This is a genomic window from Aeromonas sp. Y293-4, from assembly GCF_027705905.1.
Taxonomy (GTDB): domain Bacteria; phylum Pseudomonadota; class Gammaproteobacteria; order Enterobacterales; family Aeromonadaceae; genus Aeromonas; species Aeromonas veronii.
The window spans coordinates 1-15,544 of record NZ_JAPDCI010000007.1; the positions used below are offsets into that span (position 1 = coordinate 1).

The 15,544-nt window shown below is 57.6% G+C and carries 17 protein-coding genes; 2 read left to right on the forward strand and 15 right to left on the reverse strand.

Annotated elements, in window-relative coordinates:
• Nucleotides 1-62: 62 nt before the first annotated feature.
• The 5 genes from OKC31_RS09535 to potA form a co-directional block, all read right to left on the reverse strand.
• The gene (locus tag OKC31_RS09535) at nucleotides 63-800 is read right to left on the reverse strand and encodes a ParA family protein (protein ID WP_270656808.1); all 738 of its coding nucleotides are present in this window, start codon (nucleotides 798-800) and stop codon (nucleotides 63-65) included.
• 285 nt (nucleotides 801-1,085) lie between these two features.
• Nucleotides 1,086-2,153: an extracellular solute-binding protein gene (locus OKC31_RS09540; protein WP_245096646.1), complete on the reverse strand. Its 1,068-nt coding sequence runs from the start codon at nucleotides 2,151-2,153 to the stop codon at nucleotides 1,086-1,088.
• An 80-nt stretch (nucleotides 2,154-2,233) separates the two neighbouring features.
• Nucleotides 2,234-3,004 (reverse strand): spermidine/putrescine ABC transporter permease PotC, encoded by a 771-nt coding sequence (gene potC, locus OKC31_RS09545; RefSeq protein WP_270656809.1) that lies wholly within the window; start codon nucleotides 3,002-3,004, stop codon nucleotides 2,234-2,236.
• Nucleotides 3,001-3,888: a spermidine/putrescine ABC transporter permease PotB gene (gene potB, locus OKC31_RS09550; RefSeq protein WP_270656810.1), complete on the reverse strand. Its 888-nt coding sequence runs from the start codon at nucleotides 3,886-3,888 to the stop codon at nucleotides 3,001-3,003. The genes potC and potB overlap by 4 nt, the downstream gene beginning before the upstream one ends.
• Nucleotides 3,875-4,978, reverse strand: coding sequence for a spermidine/putrescine ABC transporter ATP-binding protein PotA (gene potA / locus OKC31_RS09555; protein WP_069554838.1), 1,104 nt, complete (start codon nucleotides 4,976-4,978; stop codon nucleotides 3,875-3,877). Before potA ends, potB begins: the two co-directional genes overlap by 14 nt.
• Nucleotides 4,979-5,179: 201 nt before the next feature.
• Here potA and OKC31_RS09560 point away from each other — a divergent pair, with 201 nt between their 5' ends.
• Both OKC31_RS09560 and OKC31_RS09565 read left to right on the forward strand, forming a co-directional pair.
• Nucleotides 5,180-5,917 (forward strand): hypothetical protein, encoded by a 738-nt coding sequence (locus tag OKC31_RS09560; RefSeq protein WP_270656811.1) that lies wholly within the window; start codon nucleotides 5,180-5,182, stop codon nucleotides 5,915-5,917.
• A gap of 16 nt (nucleotides 5,918-5,933) precedes the next feature.
• Nucleotides 5,934-6,623: a DUF2987 domain-containing protein gene (locus tag OKC31_RS09565; protein WP_270656813.1), complete on the forward strand. Its 690-nt coding sequence runs from the start codon at nucleotides 5,934-5,936 to the stop codon at nucleotides 6,621-6,623.
• Between the two features lie 103 nt (nucleotides 6,624-6,726).
• Here OKC31_RS09565 and ttcA read toward each other — a convergent pair whose 3' ends face one another.
• From ttcA to ccoO, 10 genes are all read right to left on the reverse strand, one after another.
• Nucleotides 6,727-7,635 (reverse strand): tRNA 2-thiocytidine(32) synthetase TtcA, encoded by a 909-nt coding sequence (ttcA, locus tag OKC31_RS09570; protein ID WP_005336634.1) that lies wholly within the window; start codon nucleotides 7,633-7,635, stop codon nucleotides 6,727-6,729.
• A 74-nt stretch (nucleotides 7,636-7,709) separates the two neighbouring features.
• Nucleotides 7,710-8,657: a universal stress protein UspE gene (gene uspE / locus OKC31_RS09575; RefSeq protein ID WP_184233743.1), complete on the reverse strand. Its 948-nt coding sequence runs from the start codon at nucleotides 8,655-8,657 to the stop codon at nucleotides 7,710-7,712.
• A 151-nt stretch (nucleotides 8,658-8,808) separates the two neighbouring features.
• Entirely contained in the window at nucleotides 8,809-9,564 is a 756-nt protein-coding gene (locus tag OKC31_RS09580; protein ID WP_005351934.1) for an FNR family transcription factor, read from the reverse strand.
• 68 nt (nucleotides 9,565-9,632) lie between these two features.
• The gene (locus OKC31_RS09585) at nucleotides 9,633-10,319 is read right to left on the reverse strand and encodes a sulfite exporter TauE/SafE family protein (RefSeq protein ID WP_270656814.1); all 687 of its coding nucleotides are present in this window, start codon (nucleotides 10,317-10,319) and stop codon (nucleotides 9,633-9,635) included.
• Nucleotides 10,303-10,491, reverse strand: coding sequence for a cbb3-type cytochrome oxidase assembly protein CcoS (gene ccoS / locus OKC31_RS09590; RefSeq protein ID WP_005336630.1), 189 nt, complete (start codon nucleotides 10,489-10,491; stop codon nucleotides 10,303-10,305). Before ccoS ends, OKC31_RS09585 begins: the two co-directional genes overlap by 17 nt.
• A 138-nt stretch (nucleotides 10,492-10,629) precedes the next feature.
• On the reverse strand, nucleotides 10,630-13,014 hold the full coding sequence (locus OKC31_RS09595; protein WP_270656815.1) for a heavy metal translocating P-type ATPase: 2,385 nt from the start codon (nucleotides 13,012-13,014) through the stop codon (nucleotides 10,630-10,632).
• Nucleotides 13,015-13,100: 86 nt separating this feature from the next.
• The gene (locus tag OKC31_RS09600) at nucleotides 13,101-13,601 is read right to left on the reverse strand and encodes a FixH family protein (protein ID WP_043820362.1); all 501 of its coding nucleotides are present in this window, start codon (nucleotides 13,599-13,601) and stop codon (nucleotides 13,101-13,103) included.
• Between the two features lie 140 nt (nucleotides 13,602-13,741).
• Nucleotides 13,742-14,725 (reverse strand): cytochrome-c oxidase, cbb3-type subunit III, encoded by a 984-nt coding sequence (gene ccoP, locus OKC31_RS09605; RefSeq protein WP_019446377.1) that lies wholly within the window; start codon nucleotides 14,723-14,725, stop codon nucleotides 13,742-13,744.
• Nucleotides 14,725-14,904, reverse strand: a complete 180-nt coding sequence (locus OKC31_RS09610) for a cbb3-type cytochrome oxidase subunit 3 (protein ID WP_257696275.1) — start codon at nucleotides 14,902-14,904, stop codon at nucleotides 14,725-14,727. Before OKC31_RS09610 ends, ccoP begins: the two co-directional genes overlap by 1 nt.
• Before the next feature lie 10 nt (nucleotides 14,905-14,914).
• Nucleotides 14,915-15,529, reverse strand: coding sequence for a cytochrome-c oxidase, cbb3-type subunit II (gene ccoO / locus OKC31_RS09615; RefSeq protein WP_005336618.1), 615 nt, complete (start codon nucleotides 15,527-15,529; stop codon nucleotides 14,915-14,917).
• Between the last annotated feature and the right edge of the window lie 15 nt (nucleotides 15,530-15,544).

Consider the following 15,544-nt stretch of genomic DNA (forward strand, 5'->3'; position numbering starts at 1 on the left):
AGAAGCGTACCCTAACTGGTAGTTGACCGCCTCTCTCCTATGCACCATGGGCATTGCACTTATTATCTGAATTCACGTTGCCGTACCCCTTCTCTTTTTTTTGCTCTATATTGTTGAACTACATGGCCAGCAAAGCTCAAAGACCAGCCAACATCTTTACCCGCGATTTGAAAGTTATGCCCTTCAGATTCATAGTGTCGTTGGATAGCACCATCAAGAGCGGATTTCCAAGATGTTAGTGACTTAATTATATTCTCAACCGCCATCATGCTGAAAATGTCGACGGACAATGGCATCAAAAAATAATCTACACCTAATAGAACAGACCTATTCAATGCACCGAGTGATGGTCCCATATCGATCAATACATAGTCATATTGTTCAAATCTGCTAACAAGTTCCCTAAAAGCATAAGTGGTCTGGAAACCTCTTGGCTCACCATTTCTTGTCTCAGCCCAGTCAGTAGCAAGTAAATCTTCTCTAATTGATAATTTGGGGTCGCCGACAATTAGATCTACATTAAATCGTTCACTTCTTACAATTGTAGGTGTTTCTTTTGGATAGCCTTGCCCACGACGAATGGGTTCATAGAATGCATCTACACTATAATGTTTATTGTCCATCAAAATGGATTGCAATTTGTCTTCATCAAGTAAATATGCTGAAGCGTTGCATTGTGGGTCTGCGTCAATAACAAGAACTTTTTTATTATTTTTGATGGCTAGTGAGCCAGCAAGATTACATATTAGAGTGGTTTTCCCCACTCCACCTTTGTTATTGAAAAAGCCGATTGACTTCATATAAAAACCTTTTTCCAATGTTCATTGAAGTTATGCTGCAATCGGTAAGTGTATTCATGTTCATAGAAATCATGAGGGTATCCTACCTTTGCCTTGACTTGTAAATAGGTTACTAGCTCTAACGAGTCCGGTCACGCATTTCAATGCATGCGTGTTCACATTTATCAACTTTTGATATCTGCAGGTGGGGCCGTTGTGATTAGGCCTCGCAGAGGTGATGACGAAGAAAAGGGAGCTATTGCTCCCTTAATTCATTGATTCCGTCAGGGTACGTGAAAAGCAGACTTAACCGGCCTTTGCCACCATGGCTTTCAGCTGCAGGAAGTACTGCTCGTAGAGGCGGGAGGCATCCCCCACATCGGACTGGAACTCCCCCTTGCGCTTGATCTCGTCGCTCGGGAAGACCATGGGGTTGTTGCGAAACGCCGGGGTGAGCAGGGGAATGGCATCCTTGACCGGAGTGGGGTAGCCAATCGCCTCGGCTACTTTGGCGGCCACATCGGGGCGCATCAGGAAGTTGATCAGGGCGTGGGCCTCTTTCACATGCTTGGCCTTGGCCGGGATGGCGAGGTTGTCCATCCAGAGCACGGCGCCTTCTTCGGGATAGGTCATCTGGATGGAGGGGTATTCGCGCTGGGCGCCGTAGGCCGAGCCGTTCCACAGCATGCCGATATTGACCTCACCGGCGATAAAGGGGTCGGCCGGGTTGTCGGAGTTGAACGCCTTGACGTTGGGCATCAGCTTTTTCAGGTATTCGAACGCTTCGGCAATTTGCGCCTTGTCTTGAGTGTTGGGGCTGTAACCCAGCTGCACCAGCGCGATATGGAACACCTCGCGGGCATCGTCCATCAGCAGCAGGCTCTCTTTCCACTCCGGTGCCCAGAGCTGCTTCCAGCTGGTAACCGGCTGCTCGATGATGTCGGTGTTGGTGCCGATCCCGGTTGCGCCCCAGATATAGGGGATGGAGTAGCGGTTGTCCGGGTCGTACTCGTGGTTGAGCAGGGTGGAGTCGAGGTGCTTGAAGTTGGGCAGCTGGGCGCGATCCAGCGGCTGCAGCATCCCCTCTTTGGCCATTTTCGAGATGAAGTAGGTGCTGGGCACCACCACGTCATAGCCGTCGCCATGGGTTTTCAGCTTGGCGTAGAGGGTCTCGTTGGATTCGTAGGTGGAGTAGATCACCTTGATGCCGGTCTCTTGCTGGAACTGCTCCAGCAGGCCGTCCGGCACATATTCCGACCAGTTGTAGAAGTAGACCACCTTGTCGTCGGCCGCGTGAGCGCTCTGGCTCAGCAGCGGGGTGGTGAGGGTGAGGGCGGCTGCCAGCAGGGCGCCGGCCTTGTGTTGGATTGTCATCAACAACTCCTTGGGGTTATGGGGCCTTGCGGCCCACCGTGACAGAGTTCGCCAAAGATGGCGGGGCGAAACGGGCAGGGTTACCCCTGCCGTCTACGCAGTAACAGTTGCGCCAGCAGCACCATCCCGAGGGAGGCGACCAGCATCAGGGTGGCCAGGGCGTTGACCTCGGGGGAGACGCCCACCTTGACCATGGAGTAGATCTTGAGCGGCAGGATCTCGTAGGCCGGGCCGGTAACAAAGGAGCTCACCACCACGTCGTCCAGCGACAGGGTAAAGGAGAGCAGCCAGCCCGCCATCACCGCCGGCAGCGCAAGCGGCAGTATGATGCGGCGCAGGATGATCCACTCGCCAGCCCCCAGATCCCGCGCTGCCTCCAGCATCCGCACATCAAAACCGCATAGCCGCGAGTAGACGGTGATCACCACGAACGGCAGGCAGAAGGTGATGTGGGCGATCAGCAGCGACCAGAAGCCCAGCGCAATGCCGGTGACCACAAACAGGGTCAGGAGCGAAATGGCCATTACGATATCGGGGGACATCATCACCACAAACAGCATGCCGCTCACGTACTGCTTGCCGCGAAAGCGGTAGCGAAACAGCGCCACGGCGGTGAGGGTGCCGATCAGGGTGGCCGCGGTGGCGGTGAGGGCGGCGATGGTCAGGGAGTGCTGGGCCGCCTGCATCAGGCTGGCGCTGGCAAACAGCTTCTCATACCAGCCCAGGGTAAAGCCGCGCCAGTCGATACCATATTTCGACAGGTTGAAGGAGTTGGCGATCAGTACCCCGATGGGCACATAGAGATAGCCAAACACCAGCAGCAGAAACAGAGTTTTCAATGCGCGCATCATGCCAGCTCCCCCTTCTTGCTGAGTAGCTTGCCCGCCCGCCAGTAGCAGTAGACCAACAGCGCCATCAGTACCGTCAGCATCACGCTGATGGCGGCGCCAAAGGGCCAGTCACGGCTGTTGAGGAACTGGGTCTTGATCAGGTTGCCGATCAGCAGGTGCTTGGCGCCGCCCAGCAAGTCGGAGACGTAGAACATCCCCATGGCGGGCAGGAACACCAGCAGACAACCGGCGATGATGCCGGGCAGGGTGAGGGGTAAAATGATCCGCACCAGCCGCTGCCAGCCGTTGGCGCCGAGATCTCGCGCCGCCTCCAGCAAACGGCCATCCAGCTTCTCGATGCTGGAGTAGTGCGGCAGCACCATAAAGGGGAGCAGCACATAGACCAGCCCGATGATGACGGCCACCTCGGTATACATTATCTGCAGCGGCCGCTCGATAAGCCCCAGATCCAGCAGCCAGCCGTTGATCAGCCCCCGTGTGCCGAGCAGCACTTTCAGCGCATAGGTGCGGATCAGGGAGTTGGTCCAGAACGGCACCACCACCAGAAACAGCAGCAGCGGGCGGATACGCGCTGGCAGATGGGCCAGCAGCCAGGCAAAGGGGTAGCCCACCAGCAAGCAGATGCTTGTGGCGAGCAGCGCCAGCCAGAGGGAGTGGAGCAGCACCTCGAAATAGAGGGGGTCCAGCAGGCGGCCATAGTTGCTCAGGGTAAAGAGCGGCGCGATAAGCTCGGATTCATCGCGGGTCAGGAAGCTGACGCCGATGATCATCAGGTTGGGCAGGAAGACAAACAGCGTCAGCCAGCCGAGGATCAGCGCGATGGCTCCGTTGCGAAAGCCGTTGTGGGCAAAGCTGTGCGCTATCCGCAGATTAGTGAGGCTCATAGGGCAGCACCACCTCCCAGCTGTCAACCCAGTGGATCGCCACCTCCTGACCCAGACGGTAGTCAAAATCGGGGTCATCCTCGTCGAAGAACTCGGAGATAAGCAGCTGTTTGCCACTTTCGAGCTCGATCACCGAATCCAGCGTAGCCCCCTTGTAGTTGCGCTCGCGGATATTGCCCCGCAGCGCGCCACTTTGATCGTCATCCTGATCGAGAATGCGCAGATCTTCCGGGCGCAGCAGCACCAGCACCTTCTCATCTGGCTGGAACGGCAAGGTGGTATGGAGCAGGCATTCGCGCCCCTCTACCTCCGCCTGCCAGATACCGGGCTCGCGCTGGCTGATCAGCTTGCCATCCATCACGTTGATCTCGCCGATAAAGCGGGCCACGAACAGGTTGGCTGGCGATTCGTAGATATCGCGCGGGGTGCCGCGCTGGATGATCTTGCCGCCTTCCATCACCAGGATGCGATCAGACATGGTGAGTGCCTCTTCCTGATCATGGGTAACGAAGACAAAGGTGATGCCAAGGCGACGCTGCAGCGCCTTGAGCTCGCTCTGCATCTGCTTGCGCAGCTTGTAATCGAGCGCCGAGAGGGATTCGTCGAGCAGCAGCAGGCGCGGCTTGTTGACCACGGCGCGGGCGATGGCGACCCGTTGCTGCTGGCCGCCGGAGAGCTGATCCGGGCGTCGATTGGCCAGCTCGGTGAGCTGCACCATGGCGAGGGTCTCCTCGACCCGCTGGCGGATCTCGCTGGCCGGTACTTTCTGCATCTCGAGGCCAAAGGCGACGTTTTCAAACACCGTCATATGGGGGAAGAGCGCATAGCTCTGGAACACGGTGTTGATGTGCCTGTGTTCGGCGGGGATATGGGTGATCTCGTCACCGGCCAGATGGATGGTGCCACCGTCGACCGATTCGAGCCCGGCCAGCAGGCGCAGCAGGGTGGTCTTGCCACAGCCGGAGGGGCCCAGCAGGGTAAGAAATTCACCGTCATAGATTTCAAGGTCAAGGTCACTCAGGATCACCTTGCCATCGTATTTTTTGCTGATCTTGTTCAGCGCGACAATTACCTGTGGATTGTTCATCATCCGCCAGTCTCACCCCAGCCAGTGGCCATCGTGTTGAAAGAGGGCCGCATTCTATGCAGCCGACACATGAAATTAAAGGCTTTTTGGCCCGAATTAGCCGCAAGTGCGCAGGAAAAACGGCTACGAATAGCAGACCAAATCGCTATAATGTGCCACCTGATTTGGTCGTTTTCGATATTGGATAGTCAATTGAGTAATAAAATGCGTATTGGCGGCTCCCTTGAGCAGTCTCTGAACCAGGGCTACCGCCTTGATCTGAAAGGGGTCATCCAGGAGGGATGGCAACAGACCCGCCGTACCGGATTTGGCCTGCTGCTGGCGATTGTCGGGGTGACGGCGATCTGGATCCTGCTCAGCAATGTGCTGCTGTTGCCCTATCTGGGGGATGACAGCCAGATGAATGTGGCCATGGTGCTGAGTCTGCTGATGACGGTGGTGATGGCCCCCATGACCAGCTCCCTCGATATGCTGGGGTTGCAGCAGTCAGTCGGGGTGCGCGCCCGTGCCAACCAGGTGTTCGACTTCTTCCGCCACTTTGTACGCCTTGGCATGTTGAGCCTGCTTGGCAGTCTGCTCACCAGCCTGTTTGGCCCGCTGTTCGATCTGCTGGGATTGCCTGCCGTGCTCTCTTTTATTCCCTCGGCCCTGATCGGCATGGGGCTGCTCTTTACCGTCCCGTTGGTGCTGGAGCGCGGTCTGACGCCGCCCCAGGCCATTCTGGTTTCTCTCAAACTCTTTGCTCGCGGCTGGCCCAGCATTGTGCTGTTCCACGGCGTGATGACCGCGCTCTTCTTCCTGGCTCTGATCCCCATGGGGTTGGGGCTTATCTGGGTGGCACCGCTCTATTTCAACTGCAAGGGGATCATCTATCGGGATCTCTGCGGGGTGGCGGTAGAGGTTAACGAGGTGGCTGAAGGACCCAACCATTTCAATGCATGATGCAAAAGGACGCTGAATGACCTGTCGATATGGAGTGATCTCTACCGTACGTCGTACCCTGCTGGCCAGCCTGCTGCTGCCGACACTGGCGATGGCCGGGCAACCTGTGCTGGAGCTGCAATATGGCGCCTTCTACAGCCAGATGAAGACCTTCGCCAAGGGCGAGTTTGGCCATGCCAGACTGGGGTTTTATCTGACAGATCCGCAAAATGGCAAGCGCTGTGCGCTCGACTCTGCCCGGGTCTCGATGCAAGACAAGGATGTGAAGGGGGAGGTGACGATCGACAGCGAGCTGCGTCTGCCGTTCGATGACGACCTCAATCTCGACAAGGCGGTGGTTGCGGTCACCCTGAAAGAGCCGCACGCGACCTGCGATATGACGGTGCAGGTGATGGCCGATGCTCCGCCTGTACCCGACATGCCACTGGCTGAGCTTGCCAAGCGTCAGCAGCAGATGCAGCAGCTGCTGGACAAGATGGCCGGTATGGTCGGCAAGTACTTCTTGCCGAAGATGGAGGGGATCCGGATCGCGTTGGTCGAGCCGCAGGGGATTGCCTACCTTGTCGATGGGGCCCGGCAGGAGCCCGTTGCGTGGCAGCATGGCCAGTTGCTCTTGAGCAATGCGCAGCTGAGTGCATTTGCGGGTGGTACCTTGCGTCTGCAGGGCGAGGTGCTGCGGCTGACCCCCTGGCTGCACAAGGGTTGATGCCAACGCTGCTATCACGTTAGTAACAGGCAGATCAAGAAAGCAAAAAAGGAGCGATTATCGCTCCTTTTTTATTGTGTGGCGTTTGCCCTGTGAGCGCGGCTTAGCGCACTTCAATCACATCCAGCATGTCCATCTCGTCGATGTCCAGCAGCGGCGCTTTTGGCATCTCGGGCGGATCAAACGCCTTGTCACCGCCATCGATGATGCCGGAGTCGCGGTTGATGCTCTTGAAGTCAAACAGCTTGTGGTCGAGCAGGTGGCTCGGGATCACGTCCTGAATGGCGGTGAACATGGTCTCGATACGACCCGGGAAGCGGCGATCCCAATCCTGCATCATCTGTTTGATGGCCTGACGCTGCAGGTTCTCCTGCGAGCCGCACAGGTTGCACGGAATGATGGGGAAGGCTTTGACGTCGGCGTAGCGGATCAGATCCTTCTCTTTGCAGTAGGCCAGCGGGCGGATCACCACGTTCTTGCCATCATCGCTCACCAGCTTGGGCGGCATGGACTTGAGCTTGCCACCGTAGAACATGTTGAGGAACAGGGTCTCGAGGATGTCGTCGCGGTGGTGGCCAAGGGCAATCTTGGTGCAACCCAGCTCCTGGGCGGTGCGATAGAGAATACCGCGGCGCAGCCGTGAGCAGAGGGAGCAGGTGGTTTTGCCTTCCGGCACCTTCTCCTTGACGATGGAGTAGGTATCCTCTTCGACAATCTTGTACTCGATGCCGAGGGAATCCAGATACTCGGGCAGCACATGCTCGGGGAAACCGGGCTGCTTCTGATCCAGGTTGACGGCAACCAGATCGAAATGGATGGGGGCACTGGCTTTGAGGCTCATCAGTATGTCGAGCATACCGAAGCTGTCCTTGCCGCCGGAGAGGCAGACCATGACCTTGTCGCCCTCTTCAATCATGTTGAAGTCGGCAATGGCCTGACCTACGTTGCGCCGCAGGCGCTTTTGCAGTTTGTTGAAACTGTATTTTTCTTTGGCGTTCAGCTCTTCTAGCATGCTCGTAAAACCCGGGACACAAATAAGCGCGTTATTATAGCCATGTCCCGGGGGAGGGCAAGGTGCCAGGCACCTTATGATTGATTGCGACGACTGTCGACCGGGCAGCTATAGTCCGCCGGTTTGAGGATCAGGATGTCGCAGGAGAGGCGGTCAATCACATGTTCGGCTGTATTGCCGAGCAAAGCTGCAGAAAGACCGGTACGGCCGACGCAGCCCATGATCATCAAGGTTGCTTTGAGCTCTTCGGCCATATCCGGCAACACCTCTTCCGGTAGCCCCTCTGCAACCCGGGTCCAGAGATGACCGATCCCGAACTTGTCGGCATGGCTGAGCAGCAGGCTTTCGTGGTGTTTGCGGATCGCTTCGTTGTAGGCGTTGGGATCAAACTCCGGCAGCTCGATGGCCACGTTGACCGGGGTGCCCGGGTAGGTGTTGACCAGATAGAGGTTGGAGCCCAGCAGCTCGGCGATGTCGCTCCCCTCCTGGGTGATCCGTTCGTTGAGCAGTTTCTGATCCGGATCGTCGCTTGAGCAGTTGATGGCGGCGATGATGTTGCCGCCTCGTTGCCAGTGACCCTCCTTGACCAGCAGCACCGGACAGGGGCATTTGCGCAGCAGGTGCCAGTCGGTGGGGGTAAAGATGAAGGTTTGCAGGAAGCTGTGATGGTGAGTGGCTTTGACAACCAGATCGTGGCGATGCTCCAGCACTTCCTGAATGACACACTCGAAGGGGCGATTGTGCCAGACTACCTTGACTTCGCACTCTATCCCCTGTGCCCGATAAGGGGTCAGGATCTCGTCCAGCCATTCACGTCGCTGTGAAATGACGCCATCACGCATCTCTTGCCGCTCGTCCACCGAGAGCATGGCAGTCATTTCATACGAGAAGTCATAGATGGTGAGCAGCAGGGTCAGATGGGCGTTTTCGTCCAGCTCGGCGACTTTGACTGCCCGTTCGAGGGCGATTTGACGCTCCTCTTCTGGATTGATAACCACCAGAATATTCTGATATTTGACCATCTTCTCCTCCTTGGAAAAGTCCAATGACAGCAGAATCTTAGCCATTACAGCTTAGCGCAGGAGGAGGGTATGGGGAACGTACCGGATCACATTCCAGAGGAAAGGATCCGGCAGGAAAAGAAGGAGAAAAGCTGGAGGGTAAGCGGAAAAATCAGCCGCAGGGCGGTCGAGTTGCACCGGCCATCATGCCAAGGGCGACTTGATCCAGCACGGTAATGTATTTGCCTTTGACGCTGATGAGACCGGACTTCTGGAAGCGGCCGAGCAGACGACTGATGGTCTCGACGGTCAGTCCCAGATAGTTGCCAATGTCACCACGGGTCATGGAGAGACGGAACTCCTTGGCGGAGAAGCCGCGCTCGGAGAAGCGTACCGACAGATTGTGCAGGAAGGCGGCGAGGCGCTCTTCGGCATTTTTCTTGGAGAGCAGCAGGATCATCTCCTGATCGCCCATGATTTCGCTGCTCATCAGACGCATGATCTGCTGGCGCAGTTTGGGCATCTTGCCGGAGAGATCGTCGAGCACTTCAAAGGGGATCTCGCACACCATGGCCGTTTCCAGCGCCTGGGCGAAGGAGGGGTGGGCCTGCTTGTTGATGGCATCAAAACCGACCAGATCGCCAGCCAAGTGGAACGCAGTGATCTGCTCATCACCTTGCTCGGTGATGGTGTAAGACTTGATGGTCCCGGAACGGATGGCATAGAGCGATTTGAACTCATCGCCAGCCTTGAACAGCTCTTCACCCTTCTGGATCGGCTTCTTGCGCTCGATGATGCTGTCCAGCTGATCAAGCTCGTTGTCGTTCAGAGTGAAGGGAATACAGAGCTGACTGATGCTGCAATCCTGGCAATGAATTGCACAGCCACCGCTCTGGATACGTCTGCCAGGTTTCTTTTCCGGGATCATAGGCTCATACGAATAATTGATTTATATCAAACAAGTTTACCATCAACTCATCCGTTTTGGATAGGGTTTCAAAAGGAAGCAATGCCAATCCAGAAGGTATGCACCCCGAACAAAATGAGCAGCAGGGCACCGCCAAGGCGCAAACTGCGCAGGGTGAGCCAGTATCTCAGGCGATCAGCGAGTCCCCCCAACGCAAACAGGGTGGGCAGGGTGCCGAGACCAAAAAAGAGCATGATGAGCGCACCGCCACTGGCCGAACCGGCCGCCGCGCTCCAGGTCAGCATGGAGTAGACCAGCCCGCAGGGCAGCCAACCCCACACCATGCCAAAGGGCAGTGCCTGCACAGGTGAGGTGAAGGGGATAAATTTGCCCGCCAGCGGTTTGATACGGGGCCAAAGTCTGGCGCCGAGCCGCTCCAGCAGCAAGATCCCTTGCCACCAGCCCGCCAGATAAAGGCCAAGCGCAATCATCAATAACGCTGCCACCAAGCGCAATCCGGCGATGGCGTGTTTGCCTGCGCCCAGCCCGCTGGTGGTGGCGAGCAGGCCGCCCACCAGTGCACCTGCAATGACATAGCTCAGGATCCGGCCGAGGTTGTAGTTGAGCAGATAGGCAAGCCGCCCCCAGAAGTGTTGCTTGTTGGCTGGGATCGCCATGGAGAGCGCGGCGGAGACGCCACCGCACATGCCGATACAGTGGGCTGAGCCTGCCAGTCCGACCAGCAGGGCGCCGGCCAGATCAAGGTTGTGGGTCATGGTCAGCAGGCTTTACGGGTTTGTGGGCAGGTTGCTCTTCGTCAAACAGAATGTTGGAACCCTGCCGGTCGAGATCTTCAAACTGCTCGGAGCGAATGGCCCAGAAGAAGACGACCCCGGCGATGATCACAAACAGGATGGCGATGGGGATCAGGACAAAAATTATATTCATGAGAGGTACCTTGGCGTTCATCCTTGGCAAGCGTCCACTATGGTAACCCTGTTCGGGCAGGGGGCCAGCTGCTATCAGTGAGAAATGTGGCCTGCATCGGAGGCAGGCCACATTTTCAGCTATTTTTCGCCACCGGTCTCATCGGTTGAGGCGCATGGAGTTGGTCACCACGATGAGTGAACTGAGCGACATGCCCGCTGCCGCCAGATAGGGGGGCAGCCAGCCGCAGGCCGCCAGCGGCAGCACCAGCAGGTTGTAACCGATGGACCAGGCGAAGTTCTCGATGATAATCTTGCGGGTACGCATTGCCAGCACTCTGGCCTCGAGCAGGCGGCTCAGGTTATCGGCCAGCAGGATGGCGTCGGCGCTGTTTTTCGCCAGATCGGTGCCACCAGCCATGGCAAACGAGGCGTGAGCGCCAGCCAGTACCGGCGCGTCGTTGATGCCATCGCCCACCATGATGCTGATATCTCCCTGGGCTTCCCGGGCCTTGAGGTAGGCCAGTTTGCCATCGGGCGAGACCCCCTTGACCAGCTCATCCACCCCCAGCTCGCGGGCAATCTCGTCTGCCTGCAAAGAGCTGTCGCCAGTCAGCACGGTAGTTTGCAGACCGGCTGCCTTGAATGCCGCGATCAGCGCCCTGGCATCGGGGCGCAGGGTATCTTCCAGATTGAAGCGGGCCAAGACCTGCTGCTCGTTGGCCAGATAGATAGCCAGACCGCGGCCGCGTTCTTGCGCCGGATCCAGCCCAAGCCAGCGGGCACTGCCGATACGGTAGCGTACGCCATCCACCAGAGCTGTTATGCCGTGACCGATGACCGGGGTGATCTCGCGGGCGGATGGCAACACGGCGATGCTGTCGGCGGGCAGTCGGAAGGCGCGGGCAATGGGATGTTCGGATTGCGCCTCCATGGCCCGGGCGATGGCGAGGCAGTGGGCCACGTCAAGGTCGGCCAACGCTTGAGTCTGCGTCAGACTGATCTCACCGGTGGTCAGGGTGCCAGTCTTGTCCATCACGATCCGGTTTGCCTTGGTCAGCACGTCCAGCACATGACCACGGCGCAGCAGAATGCCGTTGCGGGTCAGATTGGCGGTGGCCGAGGTTAGCGCCGTCGGAGTGGCCAGCGACAGGGCACAGGGGCAAGTGGCAACCAGCACGGCGAGGGTGACCCAGAACGCCTGATCCGGTTGATGGAAGTGCCAGAAAGTCCAAACCGCGGCGGCAATGATCAGCAGCACCAGAATAAAGTGGCGCGACAGCTGATCCGCCATCTGGGCGATGGCCGGTTTATCATCGAGGGCGTGATCCTGCAGCCGCATGATCTGGGCGATCCGCGACTCTTCGATACGGTGGCTGACCCGGATCTGCAGCGGGGCATCCGTGTTGATGGTGCCGGCATAGACCTGATCACCGCGCTGTTTGAGCAGGGGCAGCTGTTCACCGGTCAGCATGGATTCGTTGAGGCTGGCTTGCCCTTCGACAATGATGCCGTCCGCTGGCAAGGTGGCGCCGGCCAGCACCCGTACCCGATCGCCGACCTGCAAGGTCTTGGCCGCTACCTCATGCTCCCCTTCATCATCGATGCGGGTCGCCATGATGGGCACCAGTCGCGCCAGGTTGGAGCTCGATTCCGACGCCTTGCGCCGGGCCCGCAACTCGAGAAAGCGCCCCAGCAGCAGGAAGAAGACGAACATGGTGATGGAGTCGTAATAGACCTCACCGGTATTGAACACGGTGGCCCACATGGAGGCGATAAAAGCCCCGATCAGCGCCAGCGACACCGACACATCCATCGACAGGTGGCCCTGTTTCAGGCTGCGCCAGGCACCCACGTAAAAGGGTTGGGCCGAGTAGATCATGATGGGGGTGGAGAGCAGCAGGCTTATCCACTTGAAGTAGACCATGAACTCATCTTCAACGCTGATGAAGAGATCCATGTAGAGGGCCACGGCGCACATCATCACCTGCATCGAGCCCAGCCCTGCCAGTGCCAGCCGGAACATATAGCTGCGCACCTCTTTGGCGTAGAGCGCCTCCTGTTGATGGGTCTGGAACGGGTAGGCACGATAGCCGATTTGGGCAAATCCCTTGAGAATGTCACTCAGGGAGAGCTGGCCCGGATCCCACTTGATGCGGGCCCGGTGGGTGGTGGTGTTGACGTTGATGTAGCGCAGGCCGCCAAGGGTCATCAGGTGGCGTTCGATAAGCCAGGCACAGGCGGCGCAGGTGAGCCCTTCAACTGTCAGCTGGATTTCGCGAAGGGTACCGCTGTCGGTGACAAAATCCTGTTGCACTTCTGCCAGATCGTAGTGGGTGAGGGCGGCTAGCTCCTCGGGTACCAGATCCCCCTTGGTACCGGGGGCGGTGCGGTGATCGTAGTAACTGGCGAGGCCGCACTCCATGATGGTTTCCGCCACCGCCTGACAACCGGGGCAGCACATGGGGCGAACAATCCCCTTTATCTCGAGGGAATAGCCACTATTGGCGGGTACCGGCTCGCCACAGTGAAAGCAGGGGGTCATGCGTTATGCCTCCCTGAATGCAGAATGCAAGCAGCAGGGGCACTGGCGAGCACCGGCTCGCCACAGTGAGAACAGCCGGTCATGGCTTAGCGTCCTTTCGGGTCGAGTTCGACAGGGGCCAGGGTGGGCAGCTGGACGGTCTCTTGTAATCGCCACTCGTGATCGAAGGCATCGACCCGAATGTGCCACTTGCCGACCAGCGGCTTGTCGAAATGGAGGCGATAGGTGCCGCTCGCATCGGCGGTGATCATGTGTTCGCTGTCCTGACCGGCCAAGGTCGGGTGGAACAATGAGAGATAGAGAGCTTGCCCGGCAGGAATGTCACCGCTGATGGGTTTGAGGGTCAGCTCGTTGCCGTCAACCTCCAGTCCAAAGCGGATATTGAGCGCTTCGGAGCGGTCAAACTTGCTCAAGTCCTGATTGATCTCTTTCCCTTGTTTGTAATAGTCCTCGGCCACCAGATTGACCCCATCCTTGCTGGCGATGATGGCGGTGGCGATACTGCCGACAACGGCGGCAGTGGGGAGGGCGATGATAAACCAGGGCCAGAATTGGCGATACCACGGTTTGGATAGAGGTTGGGTCATGATTGCTACTGCCATGAAACGAATGATTAACGTGGAAGATGGTTTTTACGCAACACAAGATAACAAAAAGCCTCGAGGAGTCGAGGCTTTTTGCTGTGTAATCACGTGTTTATCACATGTTACAACGTTACGGGCGAACCTTATTTGGCAGACTGTTGATGAGACAGGCTGTAAACGTAGGAGGCCAGCAGGTGAACCTTGTCCTCACCCAGAATGTCTTTCCAGGCTGGCATCACACCGTGACGACCGTGGGTGATGGTTTGTACCACCACTTCGCGGGAGCCACCGTAGAGCCAGGTGTTGTTGGTCAGATCTGGCGCACCGACGGCAACACCGCCCTTGGCATCGGCCCCGTGGCAGGCAGCGCAGATGGCAAAGCGTGCTTCACCTTTCTTCGCTTCGACCAGGTCGACCTTGCGACCGGAGAGGCTCAGCACATAGGAGGCCACTTCCTGAACGCCATCTTTGCCGAGGATTTCACCCCAGGCCGCCATGATCCCCTGACGACCGCCCATGATGGTGGTCTTGATTTGATCAGGCTGGCCGCCCCATTGCCATTCGCTGTCGGTCAGGTTCGGGAAGCCGCGACCACCACGGGCATCGGAGCCGTGACACTGGGAGCAGTTCTGCAGGAACAGACGCTGACCCACTTTCAGGGCTTCCGGATCCTTGGCGATCTCGGTGATGGCACGATAGGTTTTGCCATCCGCTTCGTAGGTGAGTTCACGGAACTTGGCGCCGTAGATCTCGTCAGCCTTGGCGACCTCGCGGTCATACTCCACCGCGCGACCTTCGGCCTTGGCCGATTCGGTTGCAGCCTTGGACTCGGCCAGCGAGCGCACGTCCTGGTTGGAACTTTGCCAGCCCAACAGGCCTTTAAAGTTGCCAAGCCCCGGGAAGGCGATCAGATAGACCAGACCGGTGACGATGAAGAAGAGGAACATGTAAGTCCACCACTTCGGCAGCGGGTTGTTGATCTCCTCGATGCCATCGAAGGAGTGACCCATCGATTTGCCTTCTTCAACACCCATCTTGTCCTTGCGGCACCACATCAGCAGCAAGAAGCAGCCGAGGATGGTTCCCAGACTGATGACAGTCACAAAAATGCTAAACAGAGTGCTCATTATTTTTTCGCTCCTGCGTTCTTTTTATCAGCACCGGGTTGCTCATCATCGGCAAAAACCAGATTGGCAGCCTCGTCGAAAGAGGTCTTGCGGCGTTTGCTGTAGGCCCAGACGATGATGCCAATCATGATGGCCATCAACAGCAGGGTATACAGACCGCGAAATGTGCCGTAGTCCATTTTCGCCTCCTTATTTCAGGGCATGACCCAGTGATTGCAGATAGGCCACCAGCGCATCCAGCTCGGTTTTGCCCTTGACGGCTTCGCCAGCACCCTGAATATCGGCGTCGGTATAGGGCACACCGAAGTGATCGCGGAACAGCGCCAGCTTCTTGGCCGTCATCTCACCGGTCAGCACATTGGTATCAAGCCAGGGGTAGGCGGGCATGTTGGATTCCGGTACCACATCGCGCGGGTTGATCAGGTGAACCTTGTGCCACTCGTCGGAGTAGCGGCCACCAACACGGGCCAGATCCGGACCTGTACGCTTGGAGCCCCACAGGAAGGGGTGCTCCCAGACGCTCTCACCTGCGACCGAGTAGTGACCGTAACGCTCGGTTTCGGCCCGGAACGGACGGATCATCTGGCTGTGGCAGTTGGTGCAGCCTTCGCGAATGAAGATGTCGCGTCCTTCCATCTGCAGAGCGGTGTAGGGCTTGAGGCCCTCCACCGGCTCGGTGGTTTGCTTTTGGAAGAACAGCGGAGTGATTTCAACCAGGCCCCCCAGACTGATGGCGAAGATGATGCCGACCACCAGCATGGGAACGCTCTTTTCAAATATTTCGTGACGGTTATTGTTGCTCATGGGTTGACCTCTTCA